23 protein-coding genes are annotated in these 25,135 nt (G+C 38.4%); 11 read left to right on the top strand and 12 right to left on the bottom strand.

All coding sequences use genetic code 11. From position 1 onward, the window contains the following. The first annotated feature begins 99 nt into the window (after nt 1-99). The 9 genes from HGR01_RS02495 (at nt 100) to HGR01_RS02455 (ending at nt 8,583) form a co-directional block, all read left to right on the top strand. A complete protein-coding gene (locus HGR01_RS02495; RefSeq protein WP_009457333.1) occupies nt 100-408 on the top strand; it encodes a carbon dioxide-concentrating mechanism protein CcmK in 309 nt (102 codons plus the stop codon). Nucleotides 409-497: 89 nt separating this feature from the next. Beyond that, nucleotides 498-842 (top strand): carbon dioxide-concentrating mechanism protein CcmK, encoded by a 345-nt coding sequence (locus HGR01_RS02490; protein ID WP_010995041.1) that lies wholly within the window; start codon nt 498-500, stop codon nt 840-842. 6 nt (nt 843-848) lie between these two features. Continuing rightward, nucleotides 849-1,151 carry a EutN/CcmL family microcompartment protein gene (locus tag HGR01_RS02485; protein ID WP_045871876.1) on the top strand — a complete coding sequence of 101 codons (303 nt, stop codon included), beginning with the start codon at nt 849-851 and terminating at the stop codon, nt 1,149-1,151. Nucleotides 1,152-1,298: 147 nt separating this feature from the next. After that, nucleotides 1,299-2,957: a ribulose bisphosphate carboxylase small subunit gene (locus HGR01_RS02480; RefSeq protein WP_045871875.1), complete on the top strand. Its 1,659-nt coding sequence runs from the start codon at nt 1,299-1,301 to the stop codon at nt 2,955-2,957. 124 nt (nt 2,958-3,081) lie between these two features. After that, nucleotides 3,082-3,885: a transferase gene (locus HGR01_RS02475; RefSeq protein ID WP_045871874.1), complete on the top strand. Its 804-nt coding sequence runs from the start codon at nt 3,082-3,084 to the stop codon at nt 3,883-3,885. Between the two features lie 130 nt (nt 3,886-4,015). Continuing rightward, a complete protein-coding gene (locus HGR01_RS02470) occupies nt 4,016-4,798 on the top strand; it encodes a BMC domain-containing protein (protein ID WP_045871873.1) in 783 nt (260 codons plus the stop codon). Between the two features lie 284 nt (nt 4,799-5,082). Beyond that, nucleotides 5,083-6,042, top strand: a complete 960-nt coding sequence (locus tag HGR01_RS02465; RefSeq protein WP_045871872.1) for a LysR family transcriptional regulator — start codon at nt 5,083-5,085, stop codon at nt 6,040-6,042. A gap of 164 nt (nt 6,043-6,206) precedes the next feature. Continuing rightward, entirely contained in the window at nt 6,207-7,835 is a 1,629-nt protein-coding gene (locus HGR01_RS02460; RefSeq protein ID WP_045871871.1) for a mucoidy inhibitor MuiA family protein, read from the top strand. A 55-nt stretch (nt 7,836-7,890) separates the two neighbouring features. Next, nucleotides 7,891-8,583 carry a Uma2 family endonuclease gene (locus HGR01_RS02455; RefSeq protein WP_045871870.1) on the top strand — a complete coding sequence of 231 codons (693 nt, stop codon included), beginning with the start codon at nt 7,891-7,893 and terminating at the stop codon, nt 8,581-8,583. A 111-nt stretch (nt 8,584-8,694) separates the two neighbouring features. On the opposite strand, the gene HGR01_RS02450 is transcribed toward HGR01_RS02455, so the two are convergent. Further along, complete coding sequence (locus HGR01_RS02450; protein ID WP_045871869.1) at nt 8,695-8,895, bottom strand: hypothetical protein; 201 nt, start codon at nt 8,893-8,895, stop codon at nt 8,695-8,697. 256 nt (nt 8,896-9,151) lie between these two features. Here HGR01_RS02450 and mnmE point away from each other — a divergent pair, with 256 nt between their 5' ends. Next, complete coding sequence (gene mnmE / locus HGR01_RS02445; RefSeq protein ID WP_045871868.1) at nt 9,152-10,543, top strand: tRNA uridine-5-carboxymethylaminomethyl(34) synthesis GTPase MnmE; 1,392 nt, start codon at nt 9,152-9,154, stop codon at nt 10,541-10,543. 21 nt (nt 10,544-10,564) lie between these two features. Beyond that, nucleotides 10,565-11,335: an SDR family NAD(P)-dependent oxidoreductase gene (locus HGR01_RS02440; protein WP_045871867.1), complete on the top strand. Its 771-nt coding sequence runs from the start codon at nt 10,565-10,567 to the stop codon at nt 11,333-11,335. 117 nt (nt 11,336-11,452) lie between these two features. Here the strand turns inward: HGR01_RS02440 and HGR01_RS02435 are convergent, their stop codons facing one another. The 11 genes from HGR01_RS02435 to HGR01_RS02385 all read right to left on the bottom strand — a co-directional run bounded on the left by HGR01_RS02435 (nt 11,453) and on the right by HGR01_RS02385 (nt 25,122). Next, nucleotides 11,453-12,010, bottom strand: a complete 558-nt coding sequence (locus HGR01_RS02435) for an acyltransferase family protein (protein ID WP_045871866.1) — start codon at nt 12,008-12,010, stop codon at nt 11,453-11,455. A gap of 162 nt (nt 12,011-12,172) precedes the next feature. Beyond that, nucleotides 12,173-12,868 carry a calcium-binding protein gene (locus tag HGR01_RS02430; protein WP_052335280.1) on the bottom strand — a complete coding sequence of 232 codons (696 nt, stop codon included), beginning with the start codon at nt 12,866-12,868 and terminating at the stop codon, nt 12,173-12,175. 1,150 nt (nt 12,869-14,018) lie between these two features. Continuing rightward, nucleotides 14,019-14,786, bottom strand: coding sequence for a class I SAM-dependent methyltransferase (locus HGR01_RS02425; RefSeq protein ID WP_045871865.1), 768 nt, complete (start codon nt 14,784-14,786; stop codon nt 14,019-14,021). 74 nt (nt 14,787-14,860) lie between these two features. Continuing rightward, nucleotides 14,861-16,033 carry a glycosyltransferase family 4 protein gene (locus HGR01_RS02420; RefSeq protein WP_045871864.1) on the bottom strand — a complete coding sequence of 391 codons (1,173 nt, stop codon included), beginning with the start codon at nt 16,031-16,033 and terminating at the stop codon, nt 14,861-14,863. Between the two features lie 107 nt (nt 16,034-16,140). After that, nucleotides 16,141-17,586 (bottom strand): oligosaccharide flippase family protein, encoded by a 1,446-nt coding sequence (locus tag HGR01_RS02415; RefSeq protein ID WP_045871863.1) that lies wholly within the window; start codon nt 17,584-17,586, stop codon nt 16,141-16,143. A gap of 123 nt (nt 17,587-17,709) precedes the next feature. Next, nucleotides 17,710-18,447, bottom strand: coding sequence for a class I SAM-dependent methyltransferase (locus HGR01_RS02410; protein ID WP_052335279.1), 738 nt, complete (start codon nt 18,445-18,447; stop codon nt 17,710-17,712). An 82-nt stretch (nt 18,448-18,529) separates the two neighbouring features. Beyond that, complete coding sequence (locus HGR01_RS02405) at nt 18,530-19,234, bottom strand: methyltransferase domain-containing protein (RefSeq protein ID WP_045871862.1); 705 nt, start codon at nt 19,232-19,234, stop codon at nt 18,530-18,532. A 13-nt stretch (nt 19,235-19,247) separates the two neighbouring features. Then, entirely contained in the window at nt 19,248-20,480 is a 1,233-nt protein-coding gene (locus tag HGR01_RS02400) for a glycosyltransferase family 4 protein (protein ID WP_045871861.1), read from the bottom strand. Between the two features lie 13 nt (nt 20,481-20,493). After that, nucleotides 20,494-21,687, bottom strand: a complete 1,194-nt coding sequence (locus tag HGR01_RS02395) for a glycosyltransferase family 4 protein (RefSeq protein WP_096621986.1) — start codon at nt 21,685-21,687, stop codon at nt 20,494-20,496. Nucleotides 21,688-21,730: 43 nt separating this feature from the next. After that, on the bottom strand, nt 21,731-23,080 hold the full coding sequence (locus tag HGR01_RS02390; RefSeq protein ID WP_045871860.1) for a hypothetical protein: 1,350 nt from the start codon (nt 23,078-23,080) through the stop codon (nt 21,731-21,733). Beyond that, complete coding sequence (locus HGR01_RS02385) at nt 23,077-25,122, bottom strand: GumC family protein (RefSeq protein ID WP_045871859.1); 2,046 nt, start codon at nt 25,120-25,122, stop codon at nt 23,077-23,079. The genes HGR01_RS02390 and HGR01_RS02385 overlap by 4 nt, the downstream gene beginning before the upstream one ends. Nucleotides 25,123-25,135 lie beyond the last annotated feature (13 nt).

Raw genomic sequence — 25,135 nt, 5'->3', positions numbered from 1 at the left:
ATGCTTATTTTGGAAGTGTTTTCTTAGCTCAAGATGAGCTTCCCCGTCAAAAATTTCAAAGCTCAGTACTGATTGGATTAATTTTGTAGGAGTTCTGCGATGCCAATTGCAGTTGGAATGATTGAGACCAAGGGCTTCCCCGCAGTAGTAGAAGCTGCTGATGCGATGGTGAAGGCCGCCCGTGTAACATTAGTAGGATATGAAAAAATTGGTAGCGCACGAGTCACAGTAATTGTGCGGGGAGACGTATCGGAAGTGCAAGCCTCAGTTGCAGCTGGGGTAGAAGCAGCCAGAAGAGTAAATGGTGGGGAAGTAGTATCCACTCACATCATTGCCCGTCCCCATGAAAACCTCGAATATGTATTACCGATTCGGTATACAGAAGCCGTAGAACAGTTCCGCACTTAAAAACCCATTAAGAAAATAGATTAACGGGGTTGCCTTCTTGAGTGCTTTTGTTGTCCAGAGTGAAAAACTGTCATTAAGGATTAAAACTAATGTCGATTGCAGTAGGAATGGTAGAAACGCTGGGCTTTCCCGCAGTAGTAGAAGCCGCAGATGCGATGGTGAAAGCAGCTCGCGTTACCTTAGTAGGCTACGAAAAAATTGGTAGCGGTCGCGTCACAGTTATCGTTCGGGGAGATGTTTCCGAAGTTCAAGCCTCCGTTGCCGCAGGCGTAGAATCTGTGAAGCGAGTTAACGGCGGACAAGTACTGTCTACCCATATCATTGCTCGTCCTCACGAAAACTTAGAGTATGTCCTGCCAATTCGTTATACAGAGGATGTAGAGCAGTTCCGGGAAAATGTCAACGCCATTCGTCCTTTCGGCAGAAGACCATAATTTGTAATGCAAATTGCTAAAGTCCGGGGCACAGTAGTTAGCACGCAAAAAGAACCAAGTCTTCGAGGTGTGAAACTACTGTTGTTGCAATTAGTAGATGAAGAAGGCAACCTCCTGCAAAAATACGAAGTAGCAGCAGATATCGTAGGTGCAGGAGTAGACGAATGGGTACTTTTCAGTCGTGGTAGCGCAGCTCGTCAAGTTCCTGGAAACGAAAATCGTCCGTTAGATGCAGCAGTGGTGGCGATAATTGATACTATTCATGTTGAAGATCGTCTCATTTACAGCAAAAAAGACCAATACCGTTAGTCATTAGTCATTGGTCATTAGTCATTAGTTACTGTTCATTAGTCATTGGTCATAACACAAAAATTATGGCAAAAGACAAAAGACAAAGGACAAATGACAACTGACAACTGACAATTGACAATTGACAATTTTAGGAGGAATCTCGCAATGGCAGTCAGCAGCACGGTGGCACCCCCAACCCCGTGGTCGAGGAACTTAGCTGAGCCAACAATCCATGAAAGCACATTTGTACATTCTTTTTCCAAGGTGATTGGAGACGTGCGAATAGGTGCCAACGTAATCGTTGCTCCGGGGACTTCGATTAGAGCGGATGAAGGTACACCTTTTTTCATTGGTGAAAATACTAATATTCAAGATGGTGTAGTAATTCATGGGTTGGAGCAAGGCCGAGTAATTGGTGATGACCAAGAAGAATACTCGGTATGGATTGGTAAAAATGCTTCTATTACCCATATGGCCCTGATTCACGGGCCTGCTTATGTTGGTGATAATTCTTTTATAGGCTTTCGCTCTACGGTATTTAATGCCAGGGTGGGTGCAGGTTGCATCGTGATGATGCACGCTTTAATTCAAGATGTAGAAATTCCCCCTGGTAAATATGTACCTTCGGGAGCAATCATTACTACTCAGCAACAAGCTGACCGTTTACCAGATGTCCAATCGCAGGATCAGGAATTCACCCATCATGTAGTGGGAATTAATCAGGCACTGCGAGCTGGATATTTGTGCGTTGCAGATAGTAAATGTATTACACCCATTCGGGATCAAATAAAAAAATCTTCTACAGGTAATGGCATTACTGTTTTAGAGCTAGAAAGGAGTAGTGAAGTGGCAAGCGGTAGTTTAAGTGCAGAAACAATAGAGCAAGTACGCTATTTGTTACAGCAAGGATACAAAATCGGTACAGAACATGTAGACCAAAGACGTTTCCGTACGGGTTCTTGGACTAGCTGTCAGCCTATCAATGCTAGATCCATTGGTGAAGCCATCTCAGCATTAGAAGCTTGTTTGGCAGATCATGCTGGTGAGTATGTGCGCTTGTTTGGCATCGACAACGGCAGAAGACGCGTTCTCGAAACAATTATCCAACGTCCAGATGGCACAGTTGGTGCGCCTGCTGCTGCATTTAAGGCTCCCAAGGCTGCTTCTAATGGCAGCTATAGCTCTAATGGTAATGGTAACGGTTCTGGTGGCGGACTAAACACAGAAACAGTAGAACAAATCCGTCAGCTGTTAGCAGGTGGTTACAAAATTGGTACAGAACATGTGGATGAGCGCCGCTTCCGGACTGGTTCTTGGCAAAGCTGTAGTCCTATTAACTCTACCTCTACCAATGAAGTGATTGCGGCTCTAGAAGATTGTATCAGCAACCATCAAGGTGAGTATGTCCGGTTAATTGGTATTGACCCCAAAGCTAAACGTCGGGTATTAGAAAGCATTATCCAACGTCCCAACGGTCAGGTTAATCCATCTAGCAGCACAAAATCTTTTACCAGCAGTGCGCCTACAGCCACAGCTACAGCTACAGCCACCGCAACTAGCACCCGTTTGAGTGGAGAAGTCATCGATCAACTACGGCAATTACTAGGTGCTGGGTATAAAATTAGCGTTGAACATGTAGACCAAAGACGCTTCCGCACCGGTTCCTGGACAAGCACAGGCCCCATTCAAGCCAATTCTGAAAGAGATGCGATCGCAGCTATAGAAGCAGCCCTCGCTGAATACGCAGGAGAATATGTGCGCCTAATTGGTATTGACCCCAAAGCCAAGCGTCGGGTACTGGAGACCATTATCCAACGCCCATAGCTAGGAAGGATAAAGTATAAAGGATGAAGTAGCTTGTGGTCAGCCACTTTTTAGGAGACTACATCCTTTAAACTCATTATCTTCCGCATTTCCTAATTTTCCGGCTTCCGAGGTTAGAATTTCCATGTCTGTGCCGCCACTGCGCCTCAGCAACAACTTTGACTCTTACATTAGTGGCGAGGTGACTATTCATCCCAGTGCAGTAATTGCACCAGGGGTAATACTACAAGCGGCTGTTAACGGCAAAATCATCATAGGCCCAGGAGTCTGTATTGGCATGGGGTCGATTCTGCAAATTGATGAAGGAACCCTAGAAGTAGAAGCAGGAGCAAACTTGGGAGCCGGTTTTCTCATGGTTGGTCAAGGTAAAATCGGAACAAATGCTTGTATTGGTTCCGCAACTACAGTGTTTAACTGTTCAGTTGCACCAGGACAAGTGGTTCCGCCTGGTTCAATTTTGGGAGATAGTAGTCGGCATATTGGTGGTATCACACCGGAACCATCAGCAAGTAATGCTTCTACAAATACGCAGGGGTTGAGAGAACAAAAAACTTTGATTGGGAGGCGAAGGAACAAGGAACAAAGTAGCAATGGGGAAACAACTACCTCCTCTACTACTTTCTCCGGCGGATTTTACCTGGAGTTACAACACCAATCCAGTTCTGAAACTCAGCCTGCTAATAATTTGTCAAATGAATCTCCTGTTCTAGAAGAAAACCCCTCATTGGGTAGTCCTGAACTAGAAGCAGCCGCACAAGCCTCACAAGAAAGCAGCCAAGAGTCACAATCAACTCCACCTGCTACCGAATCCCCCAATACTTTTGGCACTCAGATTTATGGTACAGGGAGTATTCAAAGACTGTTAGTTACACTATTTCCCCATCGGCAATCTCTAAATGAACCCATCTCGGACGAGCAGAGTGAATAAGTGTTAATTGTAAGATGTCATCTGAAGTATGAAGGATGAAATTCCTGGTAATTCAGGAGTTAAATGATTATATATTTTCATCCTTTAGCCTTTAGCCTTTATCCTTTCTGTGAGTATCCGGAGACTTCACATGGAAACATCTAATCAAAAAGCTCTTAGCACTATTAAAGACACCCGCCGTCGAGATAGCCTCAAGGATACTGCTTTGGGTATGGTATCTACGCTGAGTTTTCCCGCGATCGTGGGAACAGCCGATATGATGCTGAAATCAGCAGGGGTTCATTTAGTTGGCTATGAAAAAATTGGTGGTGGTCATTGTACAGCAATTGTCCGAGGTGGGATTGCTGATGTCCGATTGGCTGTAGAAGCTGGTATCCAAACTGCGGAACAGTTTGGTCAATTAGTTTCTAGCTTAGTTATTCCCCGTCCTTACCCAAATTTAGAGATAGTGCTACCCATTACCTCCAAGCTCAGTAAAATTATGGAGGATGGAAATTACAGTCGTTTGAGTAACCAAGCAGTGGGTTTGGTGGAAACACGAGGATTTCCAGCGATGGTAGGAGCTTGCGATGCCATGCTGAAATCAGCTGATGTACAATTGGCAGCCTATGAAAAAATTGGTGCAGGTTTGTGTACAGCCATTATTCGCGGTTCCGTAGCCAATGTTGCAGTAGCAGTAGAAGCAGGAATGTATGAGGCAGAACGCATCGGGGAATTGAATGCAGTTATGGTAATTCCTCGTCCTTTAGATGAATTAGAGCAGACATTACCATTAGCAAGTTGCTGGATAGAAGAACGTCAACCAATCAACTTACCCATTAATATTAAAGAGCAAGTTGCCGAAATTGAACGCCTGCAGTTGCCAGATTTGGCTCAGTTACCTATCAAAGTTTTAGAAGAATTAGAAGAATGATGAATGGTGAATGATGAATTAGGAATTATGGATTGTAGGAGATCCACATTCAGGATTCAGTATTCAGCATTCATCTAGAGCTGGAAGGCATCTTACGCTTTGCTTTGTTGTTTTGATAATAACTGTTTCACTATAATAGGAAAAGATCTATCTCGTAATAGAATTCATAGAGTATTGTCTATACTTATGAATCAGAATTTTTGTGTGACCAATGCTATCGCTAATGCAAGTGTTCAGTGATACTAGATTAATATCTCTGTATCGCTCTTAGAGGAGAATCACCCTTGAACCAAGCGACGCTACACCAGTTGAAGGTGTTCGAGGCGGCAGCACGACACGGTAGTTTTACTCGTGCTGCTGAGGAATTGTTCCTCACCCAGCCTACCGTTTCCATGCAAATCAAGCAGTTAACAAAATCGGTCGGATTGCCTTTATTTGAGCAGGTTGGTAAGCGCCTATATTTAACCGAAGCAGGACGAGAATTGTTTGCTACTTGTCGGCAGATTTTTGAAACCATAGCCCAATTTGAAATGAAAGTAGCAGACTTAAAAGGGCTAAAACAAGGTCAATTAAAATTAGCAGTAATTACAACTGCAAAATATTTTATACCGCGTTTGTTGGGGCCTTTTTGCCAACTTTATCCGGGCATAGATATCTCGCTGCAAGTAACAAACCATGAGCGGATTTTGGAGCGAATGATTAATAATCTGGATGACTTGTATATTATGAGCCAAGTGCCAGAAAATATTGATGTGAATTGCCAACCATTTTTAGATAATCCCTTGGTGGTTTTTGCTCCAGTTAATCATCCACTGGCAAAAGAGAAAAATATTCCCATCGAACGCCTAGCGCAAGAAGCTTTTATTATGCGAGAACCAGGTTCAGGAACTCGTCGTGCTATCCAAAGCCTGTTTGATCAGCATGAATTAACAGTGAAAGTGAAATTAGAATTGGGCAGCAATGAAGCGATTAAACAAGCGATCGCAGGTGGCTTAGGAATTTCTGTATTATCCCGTCATACCCTAACTTCTGACTCTTCAGAGTTCAGTATTTTGGATGTACAGCACTTTCCGATTAAGCGCACTTGGTACATAGTTTACCCTTCTGGGAAACAGCTATCGATTGTGGCTCGCACCTATTATGATTACCTGATCAATGCTGCTAAGAATTTTATCGAGCAAAATACCTCTTTTTCTTGGGGTACCTTTGAGCAACTTCAGGATGAGGAAGAGGTGAAGAATTAGGGATTGGGGATTGGGGACTGGGGACTGGGGAATGGGTAATGGGTAATGGGTAATTGGGACAAATACCAAACACCAAACACCCAATTTGTTAATGACTTGACGGTGGAACCTTTAACCATTAACAATTAAGCAGCAGAATCATTCAAAATGGGGGAAAACTGGCAGTGGTTAACCCAGAAATGCCTTCTTTACGCAAGATAGTAGCAAGCCAGATTGTAGCTGTGACAGTTTACAGCGATCAAGCCCTAGTTACAAGACGGGGGATGGTTTCTCTAACAGGAGAAGAACAGGAATTAGTCGTTACCTCACTGCCGGTAACGCTAGAAACTGATTCTGTGAGGGTTGGTGGTAAAGGGACGGTAGGGGTACGCTTGTTAGGAGTGAGTTGCGATCGCATTTACACTACAGAACCGATTACCGAACGGGTGGCGCAATTAACCAGACAGATTGAGCAGTTGGAGGCAGAAAAACGCCACCTACAAGCTCAAATCGACGCTTTAGCATTGCAATCTAGTTTTATTGCCGGCTTACGGGAAAAGACAGAAGAACCCTTCTCTCAGAGTTTGTCACGGAAAAACCTCAGTCTCAGCGAAACTCTAGATTTTCTCAACTTTATTGGCAGCCAGTATAGCGAATATGCGATCGCCTCTGGGGAGTGCAAAACTCAACAGGAAGAATTAGACAAGCAGTTGCAAGTACTGCGCGCTTCATTACAAAAAATCCAAACGCCACACCCCAAAGAAAGCTTGAGCATAATTGTGCCTGTGGAAGTTGCTGGTGCGGGAGACTTTGAGTTAGAGCTATCTTACGTAGTTCATCGCGCTAGTTGGACTCCGCTTTATGATTTGCGTTTTAGCAGTACCAGCAATGTTGTGAATCTCACTTACTTAGCTGAAGTTACCCAAAGCACAGGGGAAGAGTGGCTGGGCGTAGCTCTAACCCTCTCTACTGCTAAACCGGGCTTAGGTACTATTCCCCCCAAACTGCAACCTTGGTATATAAATACTCCCAGCTATACAACAGATTTTATGCGGCGCAAAGTCACCCAAATGCCAATGATGGCGGCTCAATCAGAGTCAGCTGGTATGGCGCGGGAAATGGATGAAGAAGCAGATGAGGTTGTACAAGACAAATCTATAGAAGCTGAAACTGTTGATGCGGAAGTCTCGACAACAGGAAGTGTAGTCACCTTTAAACTCAGTGCTGGTGGTAATATTCCTAATGATGGCTCACCCCATAAAACTACAATTTTTCAAGATGATTATTTGAGTAGTTGCCATTATGTTGCCATGCCGAGGTTAGTGAGCTTTGCTTATCTCCAAGCCATAGTCAAAAATAGTGCTAACAACGCAACTTTATTACCAGGCAAAGCCAATATTTTCCGCGACAATATGTTTGTGGGAACAACAAAACTAGATAATATTGCGCCAGGACAAGAATTCAAAATTAATTTAGGAATTGATGAAGGCTTAAAAATTGAGCGTGACTTATTTGAGCGAATAGTTGATAAAAAATTGATGAGTAACCAGCGCCGGATTACTTATGGTTATCGGCTGATAGTTACTAACTTGCTGGAAGAAGAAACTCATCTGATACTTACTGAACAATTACCAATTAGCCGCAACGAAAAAATTAAAGTCCGCCTCACCCACAGCCATCCGCAAATTCAACTGGGAGAGATGGGGATTTTGGAATGGGATTTAACTCTGCTACCGCAAGAAAGACGAGAGGTAACTTATCAATTTACAGTTGAGTATCCACCGGAATTAACAGTTGTTGGTTTAGATATTTAGAATTTGATATTTGCCCTGCTACGCTAAACTTATTAGCACTGAGACAGTGATTGCCATGTCTGTTGCCCAAGATTTAGCTACCCCAGATAATGTAATATTTCCTCCAGGAGATTTATACAGTAACGAACCGCCTTTGGAATCTGACTTACATCGTCTACAAATGACATTGCTGATCCAATGTCTAGAGTTATTGTGGCGCGATCGCAATGACTTCTATGTATCCGGCAATATTACAATTTACTACAGTCCACGTCAGCGCAAATCAGAAGATTTTCGCGGCCCAGATTTTTTTGTGGTGCGAGGAACTGAACGCAAACCCCGTAAAAGTTGGGTACTTTGGCAAGAAGATGGCAAGTATCCCAATGTAATTATCGAACTGTTATCAGATTCTACAGCTTTAACAGACAAAGGCTTGAAGAAACAGATTTATCAAGATACTTTTCGCACACCCGAATATTTCTGGTTTGATCCGCAGAATTTAGACTTTGCTGGGTTTGTCTTAGTAGCTGGTAAATATCAAGCAATAGAAGCGAATGCTCAAGGTTGGTTGTGGAGTCAGCAGCTAGAGCTATATTTAGGAGTTGAACAAGAAAAGTTACGCTTTTTCACTGCTGATGGACAACTAGTTACAACACCAGAAGAACTTGTAGAACAAGAAAAACAAAGAGCTGAACAAGAAAAGCAAAGAAGCGATCGCTTGGCAGCAAAACTGCGAGAATTAGGTATCGATCCAGATACTATTAGGTGATGTTAGTTTTTTCCTGAGCGTTTTGGTGTTCCTGAAGCTGATCGCTGAGTAGCAAAGATGTGAAAAGTAAAGAATCTCCCCCTGTTATTCTGTTATCTGCTCACAAAAATGCTATTCTTCGTCTGGAAGTACCCATTTTGGCGGTTCCATGAATTTTCGCCGCAGTCGTTCTTCCGCAAGCGCCAGCATTTGATCTAAAGAAGTCTCCTCAATAAATTGTGCCGCAGCTTCTCTAAATTCAATATTGGGGCATTTATCCCCTAAAACACAACCATTAACGCAGGCTTCCGCGCAATTAATTTTTTGCTCCACAGTGAATCCCTCTCTAGTAAGAGCTTTTTTCTACTCTTCAGATAAATCTTACCTTGCTTGTTGCTCCCTGATTGGTTTAAATACTTACCATTATTTAGTATATAATTCCTCGATCCCGTAACTTCTGCCCTTAGTAAGAGACGAGGCAAACCTGACAACAAACTGTAAATTCTACGCTTTCACCTTTTCTCCTTTCCCCATCTTATGCAAATGTACCTGCTAGTCTCATAATATATATTTGTGAAAAAGGGCGCTCATGTCGGAAGTATTTGCCACAACTGGAACCATTGCCGCGATCGCAACTGCTGTTGTTCCGCAGCAGGGTAGCGTTGGCATTGTGCGGGTGTCTGGTTCTCAAGCGATCGCGATCGCCCAAATTCTTTTTCATGCTCCTGGTCGTCAAGTTTGGGAAAGTCACCGCATTCTTTATGGTTATATTCGCCATCCCCAGAGCAAAAAATTGGTGGATGAAGCTTTGCTATTGATTATGCAAGCACCCCGTTCTTACACCAGGGAAGATGTGGTGGAATTTCATTGCCACGGTGGAATTATGGCAGTGCAGCAAGTATTGCAACTGTGTTTGGAAAATGGCGCAAGGCTAGCACAGCCGGGAGAATTTACCCTACGCGCTTTTTTAAATGGGCGCTTGGATTTAACCCAAGCTGAAGGTATTGCCGATTTAGTAGGAGCGCGATCGCCCCAAGCTGCTCAAACTGCTTTAGCTGGTTTGCAAGGTAAATTAGCTCATCCCATCCGCCAGTTACGCGCTAACTGTTTGGATATTTTGGCAGAAATTGAAGCGCGGATTGATTTCGAGGAAGACTTACCTCCGCTGGATGATAAAGTGATCATATCAGCAATTGATGGCATCGCCGCCGAAATTTCTCAATTATTGGCAACCAAAGACAAAGGCGAACTGCTCCGCACAGGTTTAAAAGTAGCAATTGTTGGGCGGCCGAATGTGGGAAAATCCAGCTTGCTCAATGCTTGGAGCCGGAGCGATCGCGCGATTGTCACCGACTTACCAGGAACCACCCGCGATGTTGTGGAATCTCAGCTAGTCGTGGGTGGGATTCCCGTGCAAGTGCTAGATACGGCAGGAATTCGGGAAACAGAAGACCAAGTAGAAAAAATTGGCGTAGAGCGATCGCGCCGTGCTGCCAGTGCCGCTGATTTAGTACTATTAACTATTGATGCATCTACAGGTTGGACAACAGGCGATGCAGAAATTTACGAACAGGTGCAACATCGTCCCTTAATTCTGGTGATTAACAAAATAGATTTAGTAGCAGATATAGGAAATCATCTCCAATCCCAAATCCCAAATATAAAATCTCAAATTTTCACAGCTGCAGCACAAAATAAAGGCATTGAAGATTTAGAAACGGCGATTTTAGAAATAGTCAAAGCCGGAAAAGTCCAAGCTGCTGATATGGATTTAGCGATTAACCAAAGACAAGCCGCATCCTTAACAAAAGCTAAAATTTCTCTCGAGCAAATGCAAGCCACAATCACTCAAAAACTACCCCTTGATTTTTGGACAATTGACTTGCGCGATGCTATTCATGCATTAGGAGAAATTACTGGTGAGGAAGTGACTGAATCTGTACTTGACAGGATTTTTAGTAAGTTTTGTATTGGCAAATAAGTATATATCTAAATTTAAGTTATGTCCTTTATTGATGAAATTAATCAGGTAAATGCTTTGATTGTGGGAGCTAATCAAGGCATTGGTTTCGGTTTTGTGAAAAAACTATTGCTAGATACAAGAATTAGTAAAATTTATGCAACCTATCGTCAATTAGAATCATCTTCAGATTTGATTAGGCTGTCACACGAGAATTCCGAACAATTAATTTGTTTACCTGTAGATATTACTGAAGAATCGCAAATCGCAGAAGCAGCGCAAACAATCCGTAACCAAGTTAACAAGCTCCACTTGGTAGTTAATTGTGTAGGATTACTTCATGAAGATACTTTGCAACCTGAAAAAAGTTTAAGACAAATTAACCCAGATAATTTACTGCGCTACTTTCAAATTAACAGTATAGGCTCTGTATTGTTAGCCAAACATTTATTGCCTCTATTTAAACATAAAGAACGCAGCGTATTTGCTAGCATTTCTGCAAAAGTTGGTAGTATTGGCGATAATCAACTAGGTGGATGGTATGGTTATCGCGCTTCTAAAGCTGCGCTGAATATGTTTATGCGTACAGTCGCAATTGAGTATGGTAGAAGTAGTCCCCAAACTTTAGTAGTGACATTACATCCAGGGACAACAGATACACGTCTATCACTTCCTTTTCAACGTAATGTACCACCAGAAAAATTATTTTCAGTAGAACGTACTGTTAGTCAATTAATGAATGTTATTGAACAACTTCAGGAAGGCGATAGTGGGCAATTTTTCTCTTGGGATGGTAGCAGATTGCCTTGGTAATTACTCTAGAGAGTATTCCAAAATAATCAATAAAATTATTAATTTCTGATTCAATTACAAAAAATTTGTTTAGAATAACAAATTATCACGAATATAATCATTAATTTAAATAAATTTTCAACGAACTACTGCTTTCAATCCTATTTTGTCTAACAATATAGAGAAACCTAAAGAAATAGATAACAATAATAAACAAGATACTAATTTTATACTCATAATCTCTAAAAAGTTAAAACTAGATTCTGCAAATAAATGTAGACATATTGAACCAATAATTTGATTAAATATAGTTGCAATTACCTCTAGTAAGGGGTTATGATTTATTATTTTAAAAGATCCTGCGATCGTAAACCAAAATAAAGTTGGAATTAAAAGCCTATTCAAGCGTTTATAAATTGCATCCCAAGTAGAACTTGTCTGTTTAACCAATCTTTTTTCCATTAGTAAAAAAGAGATTGTCAGAAAGACTGGAACGCAAAACCTTAAAGGTGAAAAAAGTATATCAATTGCTAATCCATTATCTGCATAAGTTGTCCTTGGTACAAGAATTGAGTGAAAGGATACTACAGCTATAATACTCATGGCTTTGAGTAAGTCAAGTGAGAATAGCCTATTTGCTTTCTGCTGAGATGAGCTTTTATCTGATAAGAATTTGTTAATTAAAGTTTTTCTCATTGATTTTAGTATTCTGATTCTGTTTTCCAAAAAGTAAACTTGTAAATTTTCAGACAATAAAAGCTGTTGATTGATGTTGCGATAGCAACATCAATCAACAGACAACAACACTTCAGGTATCAATCACCTTCATAGAAAAGGATTAGAGCAGTGTTCTTAGTCTTAAACTGTGAAACTACTAGCTTGAATGTTTGTAGCAGTCACATTGTTCAAAATTGCCAAATCATTAAAGCTACTTGAACTAGAACTACCGTCGATATCAATTTGGATGACTGTATTTGCACCTTGTTGTACTATACCCAGGAAACCACCAGCAATTGCTTGTGAATAGTTACTAACACCCAATTGTTGCCATATACCAGATAGGTTTAGTTTGTCTTCGCCAATGACAAAGTCGCTGATAATATCCCTGCCTTCAGTTGTATTTCTGAAGTTAAACACATCATTACCAGTACCACCTATTAAAGTGTCATTGCCTAAGCCACCCCAGAGAAAGTCATTTCCAGCATCACCTACAAGCAAGTCGTTTCCCGCTTCGCCTTGGAGATAATCGTTTCCAGCACCCCCATGAAGCCTATCATCGTCATTACCGCCAGTAAGGAGATCATTGCCTATGCCGCCGTACAGTGTATCGTTACCGTTTCCGCCAGCTAGAAAGTCATTTCCCTCATCACCTACAATAATATCGTTGCCTCTACCTCCTCTGATGACATCGTCTCCCAGTGAACCACCGAGGTAGTCATCACCACCGAAGCCGTTTAGAGTGTCATTACCACCTCTACCGTTGATATAGTCAGCGCCATCAGTACCATTGTAGGTATCAGCACCAGGAGTTAAGTTAGTCAAGCTAATAGTCATAGTAGAGCTTTGCTCCTTCAATTAAAGTTTTCGGAAATCAAATTAATAAATGCACCCTGATGAACTCAACCCATTATTTAAGACTTTTACTTCTAATGCAGATAGAAGCCTTAAGCGTTCACTACATCTTTTTCAAGAATGCGTTCGCGCATCATATATATCACTCTATAAAAGTTTGATTTATCATCATTTCATTAGTATTTAAATAATGAAATTAACTATGCAATCTCAAACTTTTACAGATGTATATTTCAAAGACTTATTGTGAAGTTAAGATAAAAATCTTAATTAGCAAATGAACAAAAATCAATAATTAAGAGATTATCAATATTTGTTCTTAGTGCTAGGGTATTCATCATAACTGAACAAATGGAAGCTATATCAATAGCCTAGAGACTCCAAAATTAGAGCCTAACGGTTATCCTAGAAAACACTTTGCTTCTATTTTCCTTACAAAACAAAGGTCGTAAAAATCAAGTATTTTTATGACCATTATCTTGCATGTTATTACTTATTATACTTGTATAAATTTAGTTTCTGATTGAGAAAAGGCTAAATTTATACAATCTTTATAAAATTGAAATATTAAAAAGGTTACTTTTGAATAAACTAAAAAATATACGAATAACTCTACAAATTTATGCTTAGATGTCATATATTTAATTGTGTAATTAAAATCTATTTTTAGAGATAATTTATATATATAAAAATATAATCAAAAGGTTTATTATATACTAATAACAATGCCCCTATTTTGCGTTTTATTTGTCCTTAATTGAAAAACCTATAAGCAATCGATACAAGTCAAGAAACCCGATTATGGGGACACCTCGCAGGCTGATTCAGCGCATTATTACAGAGAAGTGAGATAAATTTTATAATGTTTACTTACTAATTAAGCACTTTCAATAGCAAAGATAGCTCACTTACACAATATTTATGATTTTATGGGATAGGTAGGAGAGAGCTTACTCCTTCCTACTCCAAGTTCATATGAATCTATAAGCCCCAATATTTCAGCAAGTTTCAGCTTGATTTATATAGAATCTACGCCACAACAAAGGTTTATTGGTGTATACTTTCTTACAATCCGCTTTCAGCTTTCTTGTTGCTCATGCGTAAGTCCCGTATATTTCAATTCTGAAGCCCATTAAGCTCTACCAAGAAGGTATTTAGTAAACTGACGAAATTGCTTTATCGGTGTATAAAACTGCAAAGGCGAATACTTTAGACGAAGTTCTGCAAGAAATCGCCTATCATATTCTTGGTAATAACCTGTTGCTGATGCTGATTCAGAGGCAATCAAACGAGGAATGACCTCAGTTGAATCTGGAGCTTGAGGATGCTGACGCTGCAAGTAATCAATGGTGTTGTAGCGATACCAGGGTGCAACACTAGAAGTAACGCGTAACTTCTCACGTACACGATCTGCGATTACAAACTCATGTTGAGTAAATTCATTGTGCCAGTATTCGCGAGGATGCAAATTAATGTGCCCATGTCCACCTTGTCCGGGAACAGCGGCTGAAAATATTACTATAGGGGCAACTTGAGTCAACCACTTAACTAAAGTAGACGAACTTTCTGGCTGTAAGTGTTCAGCCACTTCTAAACATACAGCTAAGTCAAAGTGCTTGTTCGTGAAGAAGTTGGCGATTGCTACAGGGTTATTTAAATCTAGTCGATGAAATTCCACTGAAAATCCAGTGAAGTTTGGTTGAGAGTAACCGTCTACAGCTATAACCTGTACCCCAAGCTTCGCGAATTCCCTACTTAAATGACCTGGTCCACAGCCGAATTCTACTACAGTTGCGGGGCGATAAAGTTCAAAAATTACAGAAGCTAGAATTCGATAATCAGTTTCAAAAAAACTACTTTGGAAATAGTTTGAACTGTAACTAATGGTTTGGCTATTCATATAAATTTATTCCTTGTGTACAAAATTTGAGACAAGATAGATTTGCTTGCAAAGGCTTGGTTCTAATCAACAGATCACAAAATATTTGTGTAGATATTTCTCCCTTGACTAGCAGAAAGTTCTTTAAAGATACTTTCTAGATGAGAGCAGTTTTTATGAATATCAAATTTAAGTTGAGCAATCTGCTTGCCTTTTCTACCCATTTCAATTCTTAATATAGGGTTTTCAACCAAAATTTTGAGCATTTTTGCTAATTCATTTTTATTTCCAGGATGAATCATAAAGCCTGTTACATCATTAATAATAACTTCTTTCATTTGAGGTAAATTTGTAGCAATTATCGGAAGACTGAATCCCATAGCTTCCATAAATACTTGAGGTAAACCCTCACTATAAGTAGGCATTACAAAAATATCTGCTTGTTGGTAAAGAGATTTCCATTCAGGCGTATATGCACTTATATTGTTATAAACTCGCACGCGATGATGAGAACATTCAATAGCTTCTTTAGTAACTATATGAAGAATTGCTATATTTGAGAAATTCTCTAGAAAGACTTTTAATAAATCATGTCCTCCTTTTCTTTTAAAATCTCCACCTACAAATAGAATGTTACAGTTATCAGAATTTTTATCTGCCGAATTATTGTCAGATTCTAAAGCACTTAAATTAACGCCAGGAGGAATGACTATGACTTTATTTTCATTAATATCATAATCTTCAATCACAGATTGTTTGGCAAACTCAGACCATGTCACGATCTGAGAAGCAGCATCAAAAACTCTTTTTTCTAATGAAATATTTGGAGCATAAGTCCACTGAAAACTCACATCTTGCATCTCACGATATTTCAGCGCAGCAGTAAAGTCAATACTAACAATTGTAGGAACTCTTTTCATATACTCAAGGGCTAAGAGAGCCATAACTTGAGTATGTAGATGCATAACAGAATATTGCTTACTGTGCAATTTTTGTTTTATTAACAACTTAGTAATATATGCAGTTGTCAATTCAGAACGAAGACATTGAAAATCTAAATTACGCTGCTGAATCCAAGAGCTTGGGAATTTGCAATAAAAAGATCTAGTGGCAAGCCAGAGTAACTTGTTACATTCTTCTTTAAACCAATAGAAGTCTACTGAGCCAAGGGAATTTGAATTGTTGAAGTACTCTCTTAAGAGTTTACCATAGGTGTGATGTCCAAGAATATGACTCGTAATTGATAAAGCTTGATAATCATTATTCATAAAGTTAATTTTATTAGATTACATAAAGAGAATAAAGCAATTTAAAATCTTTGAATATCTAAGTTTATAACCAAGAAAAACCAAGTTTACAATTATTGATACTATTTCTATAAACCTATTTTATAAAGCAATCTTCTAAAGATGCTAAAAGGTAAATGACCTTTTGATATTAAAGCAATTATTGTTATATAAAGAAATACTAAAGTTAGTATTTGTAGATAAATAGCTCCGTTATGAGGGTAAGGAATCACTCGTATTGTTGCTAAAGCTATTAATATAGCTGTTGTCGGCATCAATGCTGGTTTTAATAAGGCTAGAATATTCACTCCAGCGATACGACATGCTGAGATAAGATACCAACTTGAAGCAACAAAGCCCATAACACATGTAACGGCAATCGCAACACCTTGTACTCCTCCTATTTGAGCACCAATAAAATAAGCAGTTAAAGAAATAGGAACGATAAACCAGTCTATACGTGCAATTTCTAGAGATTTATTCATGGACAATAGATAGGCAGCAAGGATTGATACAAAACCTGATGTATAGGAAAAGATTAATATGATTTGACATATACTGATAGATTGTTTCCAATTGTCCCCATAAATTAGTAGGATGATTGGTGGTGCTAAAATAAATGCTAAACCATATATTAAAGTAGCAGTAGTAGCGTAATATTCAACGACTTTTTCAATCATTATCAATGACTTTCTCTGTTCACTCACTTGCGACAGTGCTGAAAAAATTACACGACTATTAATTTGAGAAAATGCAAAAGCTGGTGTGGTAGCTAATTGATAAGCAACATTGTAATAGCCAAGAGCTTGTGTTCCTATTAATTTTCCAATAATTAAGTTATCTCCCGTTATATTCATTTGATGAGCAATCTTACTACCTATAACACCTAAAATAAAGCCATTGACTTCATTTATTTTATTTCTCTCCAATTTTAAATAGTATTTAAATTCATACCTACTAAAAAAACGCTTTGAACAGGAATCCACCAAAGCCATAGTAATTTCTCCAATAGCAAAAGACCAAAATTCGCATCCAAGCATCGAGCTAATAACTAAGCTAAACACTCGTGAAAAATTAGCTAGCAAATCACAAATAGCTAGCTCTTTAAACTTCATTGTTCTTTGTAATATTGCAGTATGAGAACCAGCACCAGCACCAATTAGGAAGATAAATGCTGATAGTACTGTCAAAGGAAATAAAATAGGTTGCTTAAAGAAGTAAGATAAAGGTAATCCTGCTAAAGCTTGTATAAAAAATAAAAAAATAGAAATATTAATACCTAAGCTATAAACAGTATTAACTAGTTTGGAATCATCTAAACCTTTTTGTACTAATACTTGAGCAATAGCACTATCTCTAAAAAGAAGGGAAAAATTAGAAAGTACTAGAACCATTGCCCAAATACCAAAGTCTTCAGGCGAGAGTAAACGAGCCAAGTAAACTTGAGAAAGTAATTGAGCAACTTTGCCAAGACCAAAGCTTACAGTCATCCATAAACTCGCTTTAAATAACTTTTTTGAATTGCTTACAGTCATAGTAAAATTTAAGCAGCATACTGATCATTAGTAGATTTAATAGCAAAATTAACGTATACTTACAAAGTAAGCACCCTGTACAAAAAGCTGAAATAGCTTGCTAGCAATCACAAAAAGCTATATTCAATTTAACAAGCTAAAATCTTTACGCAATAAAAGATATGCATAACTTGTAATTAATGGTTGTGGATATTTAACTAATATAGAAGACATCCAATCATCTAATAAACTGAGTGGCTTAATTTTACTAAAATAGGCGGGAGTTCCAAAAAAACCAACGTATTCTTCGACTTTATAACCAAGATTTTCAAACTTATTTATCTGGCTATTTAAAGGGCCACGACACCAACTGTAATAAGCTGGAAACTTAAGTTTATTCGTATCTGTTTTTCTATGGGGTGAAAGTGCCCATAAAATTTTTTCTGATAATTTGTCCGGTAATATTTGATTAACAATAAACGGTAGAGCATACATAGTAGGGAACACATGTATTGCATACCCACCATCTCGTAAGATATTAAAGACATTTTTGTGAAAAGTCAGCCCATTTGGAACATGTTCAGCTAGCATAATGCTAAAAACTAAATCAAATTCTCTATCTATATTCAAGCTAGGAGATGAAATATCAGTTTGAATTTTATGATATCCATTTGGAGCTTTTGCTAGTTCTTCAGCAGATATATCAAGTAAAGTGTATTCCAATCCATATTTATCAATCAAATCTAAGGAAATAGCTGGGTTTGCTCCTCCACCTACTTCACATATTCTTTTAATTTCTGGAGCGGTAGTCAAATCATGCAGATATGTTTTGAACTCTGCTATATGAGATGTATTTTTTACTTTGCGATATTCAAGCTTCATATGTATTCCGAATGAAAATAGATGTTAACTTTTGATTACATATTTATTTGTAAATATTCACTCCTTATTAGCTTATAAGAAGCTAACTAATTTCAGCAGATCGAATAGCAATCAAAGACTTAGTTATACCGAAGAGCCTTTCATAGTTAATTACGCTATCTGGGAATAATTCCTGTAACATTTGTTTATCCAGTAAACGATAATTTTCTAATTTAGTAGCCGCTTCATGAACATTTTTTGAACGCTTATGATTACCTAAATCAAAATTTTTAATCAAGCTAATGCGTAATGGACGAGGTAACCAATGAAAAAACGGACACATAAAATGTGGCTCAATTGGGAACCAAAAATATGGAGTTTGAACATAAACGTTTGGTGCTAATCTTCTTACTTCTTTAGCAAATTTACTCATGTTATTCCAATTTCCAACATGTTCTATTACTGAATTGGAGTGAGCTATATGAAAAGAATTATCTTCAAAAATTTTGAGGTTACATGCATCTCCATAAATGAATTGATAATGTTCTTCAGACGCTGGCAATATTTCTCCAGGTAAATTTACAATTGTGATGTAAATTTTGTATTTGTTCAATATTTCTTGAGGTAGTATTTGCCAATAATTTTTTCTTCCACCAATGTCAATTATTCTTACTTCCTTCGATTTGTCGTAGACTTTACTTATTATAGAGATAAGTGTTTCTATACGTTTGCAGCGTAACTTATAACCGATAGAAGCTGGATTATCATAGTTACCTATTTGTTCAGCTAATATGTTAGATAAACTCATACTTCACCTAAATTTAATTATTTATAATTTTATGTGTAACTTTATTCATGTAAATAATTCGATGGAAAATTGTCCGATTTACTAATTCTTTTCCCCTAAAACCAAGTCGCTGACGTAGTTCTTTATCAACACATAATTGATGCAGTACAGATAAAATTTCTTCTGATGAGTTAGGATCTACTAATAAACCAGTTTCTCCGTGAAAAACTGCATCTTCTACTCCTCCAACTCGTGAAGCAATGACTGGTTTGCTAAAATAACCTGCTTCTAAATAAACTATTCCAAATCCTTCTATACTTCGGCTATTACTATCATAAAAAGTTAACATCGAAAATATGTCACAAGCTGAATAATATCCTGCTAAATCTGCATCAGAGATATATCCTGTAAGAATTACCCGTGAGTTAACATCCAATCTATTTGCTAATTCATTGAGTTCCGATTCCATCGGTCCTCGACCACATATTAAATAATAGACATTCAATCCTGCTGCTATTAGGTGTGGTAAATTATGAATTATACGATCAAAGCCTTTACGTTTTACTAAACGACCCACCGATAATATTACAATACCATCTTTTGGAATTTGATATTTATCACGAATTTGCTGACGCAAATCTTCCAAACTGTTTAAACTTAGATCACCGAATTTTTCTGCTCTGATAGTGGGATGAATTATTTCAATATGCCTATTCAGTTTCCAATTGCTTTTGACATAACTTTGCGTAAATTTACTGTTACACACGATAACTTTAGTGCGTTGTAATGTCCACTGAAATAAAAAATGAAAAATTGGATTTTTTAAAGGACATAATACATCATCACCATGAAGGTAAATCACACACTCTACAGGCAATAAATAGCTTAATAGCAATAACGCTGGGAAGTCGTAACCGTGCCACCATTCGATGTAACTATAGCGATACTTTTGATATAATTTGATGCCTAGTGTCACTGACCAGAATATATTTAGAATTTGCTTGATAATACTTCCAAACGCTCCCAAACTACAAATTGCAGGCATCCACCAACGATAGACAGGAAATGATTGCATTTGGTCGAATGCTCGATCACCTGTACAGCTAGAAGTGAGAACCACAATCTGCGTTGGATCTTGCATACAACGATTGTAAACATACTCTTGTATTCCTCCAGCATCCGGGAAAAATACACGGCAGATAATTAAAATATCTCGTTTTTGGGATTGCTCAATTTTTGTAGCAGCTTCTTGCAATAGTACATTCATAAGAGATAACTATTTAATTAGTCAATGAAGGGATTTGATTAATTCTCGTATTACTAATTATTCCTGTAATTTCCATCATATGTTGGGCGTAGCTAGCAATACTACATTTTGACTGAACCCAGTTTTTGCCCTGTATTAGAAGATTGGATGTGTTCGGATCATTAGCAATGCGTATAATAGCCTCGGCAGCAGCAATAGGATCATTAGGATTAACTGTCCATTCTGGTGCAAAATGATTAAGTATTTCGCCAATGCCACCGTTGCAACTACCAACAACAGGAACACCACAAGCGATCGCTTCTACAACAACGCGACCAAAAGCTTCTTTATGAGCGAGTGTAACTACTATGTCTGCACATTTATAATAATCTTCAATGCCTATAGTCGCAGGCAGAATTGTAAAACGATCTGCTACTCCTAGCTCTTCAGCTTTTTCAAGTAAGATACGGCTATTAACTTGATTGGGAGACTTATCTTCGCCAATAATTACTGCGTGATAATCATAACCCCTAGTCTTCAAATGTGCAACAACTGGAATTAAAGTTCGCAAATTTTTATCACAGTTTTCGCCGTCTTTCGGATGCTTGTTAATGCGTGAAGGTGTCAATATGACACGAAATCCTAGCTGTAAAATTGATTGCAATTCTTTGGGAAGATACAGCAGAGGTAAATCGTTAAAACGCTTCTGATCTACTGGCTGGTAAAGAACACCTTGGACATTGGGCATTAGATGTCGCACATGTTGGGCGGTAAAGTGCGAATTGCAAAGAGCACGAGGAGACAAACAAAAAAAAATGTATTTTCTAGCTAAATAACCCCAAAATCTACCTGAACCTACCAAGTCATGACAAAAGTAATATATAGTACGGCCGCTGAAACGTAGTCGAAATGCAATCATCAAGAAAGTTGGTAGCAAGTAGTTATAAGCGCAGTTATCCAATAACAAAGGATAGACTTTTGGTTGTTGGCTTACCCATTGAATTCCTTTCTGAAAAAATTCTTTTTGGGTAACGGCAGGAATTGCATGAAGGCAAAAATCTAATCCCAGGTTGTGTAAATATTTCTCCATTACAGAACCTGCTTGAACTATGACACATATATGCTTCTGTATCTGCTGTTCCTTAACTCCAGTAATGAGCATAGATAAAGAAACTAATGTCCCTCCAATAGTATCACAGTCCCCAGGCAAAATTAGTAATTTACGCATAAATATTTCCTTTATTTTAAATAAAAAAGCATGTTTTTAACAATTATTTTTTAGATGTAATTTGACTTGGATTGAATAACATACTTGACAATAAAGTCATGATTACAACGGGTATTTCAAATTCAGTTACTAGAGAAGTTAAGCCAAAATATAGTAGTATTAAAAAACTACAAATAGGTCTATTTTCGCGTGTTTTGTAAAACCATCGGAGAAAAGCAAACAAAAAAGTGATAAATAATCCAGTACCTAAAAAACCTGATTTGTAAAGTAAGGTTCCCAAAATAAAACTCTCAGTACCGACCACAGCAAACTCAAACCCAGGCTGTACAGAAGCTCCATTTAATCCATGTCCTATTAGAGAAGGTTCTTCAACAATACTTTGCCATGTGCGTTGATAAATCAAATTCCGTGTTTCCGTAGAATCTTTGCGGAAGTTACTAGTAACTTCTACTGTATTAGAGTTAGTTTCATTAATCCAATTAGTAACTGAAGGTATAGAGAGACTGACAAAACTTATGATTGATAATAATGTTAATATAAATGCAATTTCTTTTGTTTTACTATTTATAAATAACCACCGTAAAATCAGGATTATAGGTAACACTAACCAAGCATTACGTGCTTGACAAATCAGGATTAAAAAAGAACATACTGTAATAATTGGTAAATACCATAGACGTTTTTTAGTATCTAAAACGATGAGTCCTGCAAAGCCTATAGCAAAAGAAGAAACTGTTGGATGAGTGAAGAAGAATGTATAACGATATAATCCTCCAAAACCTCTTTCGGCAGAGTTATATGGAACCAAGAAATTACTAACACTACTTATATCATTAGGATTATATCGTGCTCCTTTATCAAGAATGGTTGCATAAAGAGTTCTCGTTGGAATAAAGTATGGCTCATTAAGAATAAAGTAAAACAGTAACCACCAAACCAACATCATACAGATAGCAATAGAAAATGCCCAAGCGACAACTTGTAAGCGAATGCGAATTTTATGGCTTTGAATATACCAAAGTAACAGTCCACCGCATCCCCACATATAAAATGGGAAAATCAGCCCTCTTGGATAAATTTGTGGAGAATTTACTATAAAAGAAATTATGCTATTAACGGTAAATAAAAGTATTGCAATGACTTCTACACTAGGACGAGATAAACGTATTTTTTTATAATTTTTGTATTCATAAATTACGATACCAATAACCCATATAAATGGCATTATAGCCCAGCCAATTAACCACCACAGGGGAATCAAGATAATTCCCTGGCTGACAACTTTTTCTGCTTGCGTTAAGAGTTCCCAACGAATCAAAACACCGCGAAAGAGTTTATCGTTATAGCTATCTATTCTTGATGAAAAAGCGTTTAAAGATAAATGTCGTTTCATGCTTCAATCTTTTGCCCATCTTGTCTGTATACATACCCCTCACCTCGTTGCTCGATACCATTCAGTACTAAACCGATAATTTGGGCATTGTGATGTGCGAGTTGTTCTAAACTTTCATGTAACATGTGGCGATCGCTGACTCCCAACCTAACTACTAACAACACGTTGGTGAATATCTTGGCCATCAAAGCCGTTTCCACCGTCGAATTCACAGGAGCACTATCAACAATCACGTAATCATAGTTGCCTAACTTCTGAGCTTTATTTAAGTACTCTTCAAAACGTCCCCTCGCTACAAATTCCATCACCTTATTCGTCGGTATCGAAGGTGCAGGTAAAAAATCTAATCCTAAATTTACCGCTATTGGTGAAGGTAAAACATTTGTTTCTCGCGGGACAGCATAGCCAAAATACTTGCTTAGTTGAGCTTTGTGGAAATCGCCATCCATAATTAACACTCGGAAACCTAAAACAGCTAATGCTGCAGCTAGTCCAATTGTTACCGTAGTTTTACCTTCGCCAGGTATAGAACTGCTCACCATCAAACGACGCTTCTCTAAAGACATCAAGCTGAGGGTAGAAGCCAAGCGTTGAAACCCTATTTCCGATACCAATTCCAATTTCAACCCTCTAGTCGCAGCTTTGAGAGTCGGAATTCTTCCCAAAATAGGCAATTCCATCTCTTGCAAATCCTTGACTTTGAGTAGCGAGTTACGAGATTCCAGATATGTGACAACAGCCAGACTACCAAAGATTGATGACAACATTGCACCCAGAACCATCAAAGATAACTTGGGACTTGTTGGTTTAGGATCAACAGTCGGTGAATCTAGAATTTGCACATTCGGATAAGAGTTAAAAGCGCTAATTTTTGCTTGCTCTAACTGAGCTACAAGACCTTTGTAAACCCCTTCTGCAATCTCATACTTGCGTTGTAAATCTAACAGTTCTCCTTGTTTAGTAGAAATTGATTTTAATTCTGCATTCAAACTCTGCACTTGAGCTTGAATTTGTTTTGCTTGTTGTTCTAGTGCTTGGCCATCAGTATCGGCTTGAATCAACTGCACAATTAAATCCATTGTCGGATCTTTAAAGTTATTACCACCAAAACTAGTATCAAGTTTTTCCGAACCAGGAATTAGCAAACTTAGTTGTCGGTTGAGTGCATCATTTAATGAAGTACGCTTTTCCAGCAAAGACTGGATACTGGGGTGTTCTTCAGTAAAATTACCCCTTTGGGCGGCGATCGCAGTATCAACTTCTGATAATTTTTGTCTTAGTCCTTGGTACTCCTTATTTTGACTCAAACGTAAAGAATTCATTGCTTGTTGTGCAGACATCCCCAGTCTCTGACTTAAAGCTTGCGATCGCATTTTTGCAGCTTGCGCTTGGGAACGCACTTCAATTTGTGTCGTTCGCAAACTTTTAATGGCTTCTACTAAATTCCTAGTTTGGTCATCATTGCTCACCAATCCTGTAGATTGCTTGAATTGCGCCAGTTTATTCTTAGCTATTTGCAAATTGCGTTCTGCTTGTTCAAGTTGCACCTTGCTAAATTGCTGTCGAGAATTGGAAGTTCCCTGACGCAGTTCGTTAAGACGACGTTGGTAGCTCAAAAGCAGTTTTTCTGACCTGTTTCTTGCCAGTTCTGCTAAAGAACCTGTTACCTCTAAGCGAATAGTTGTGGATTGGTCTACAGGCTTGACTTTAAATTGTTTTTTGTAGCTTTCAAGGCTGCTATAGTTATCTTTTTCAGGATCAGTAAACCAAACAGGACGAATCACATCATCGCTAGTGATGATGGAAGTCTGCACTTGTAAAGGATTGAGTTCGTTAGTAAAAGCAACTCCTTGGTCTTTGATTTGTCCTAAACTGCCTAAATTCGCATCTAAGTTACTTGTGGTATCCGGCAATATTAGTTGAGTACTAGCCGTCCAAACCCTTGGTGAAAATATAGCTATGATTGCAGTACCACCAATGGTTAGGCTATTCAATCCAGCTAAGGCTAGTCCATGTCTTTTTACAATTGCAGATACCTTCACAGCTTTAAACCTC

Origin of the sequence: Tolypothrix sp. PCC 7712, from assembly GCF_025860405.1 — a bacterium.
In the GTDB taxonomy this organism is placed as follows: domain Bacteria; phylum Cyanobacteriota; class Cyanobacteriia; order Cyanobacteriales; family Nostocaceae; genus Aulosira; species Aulosira diplosiphon.
This window is presented reverse-complemented; position numbering and strand designations above follow the sequence as displayed.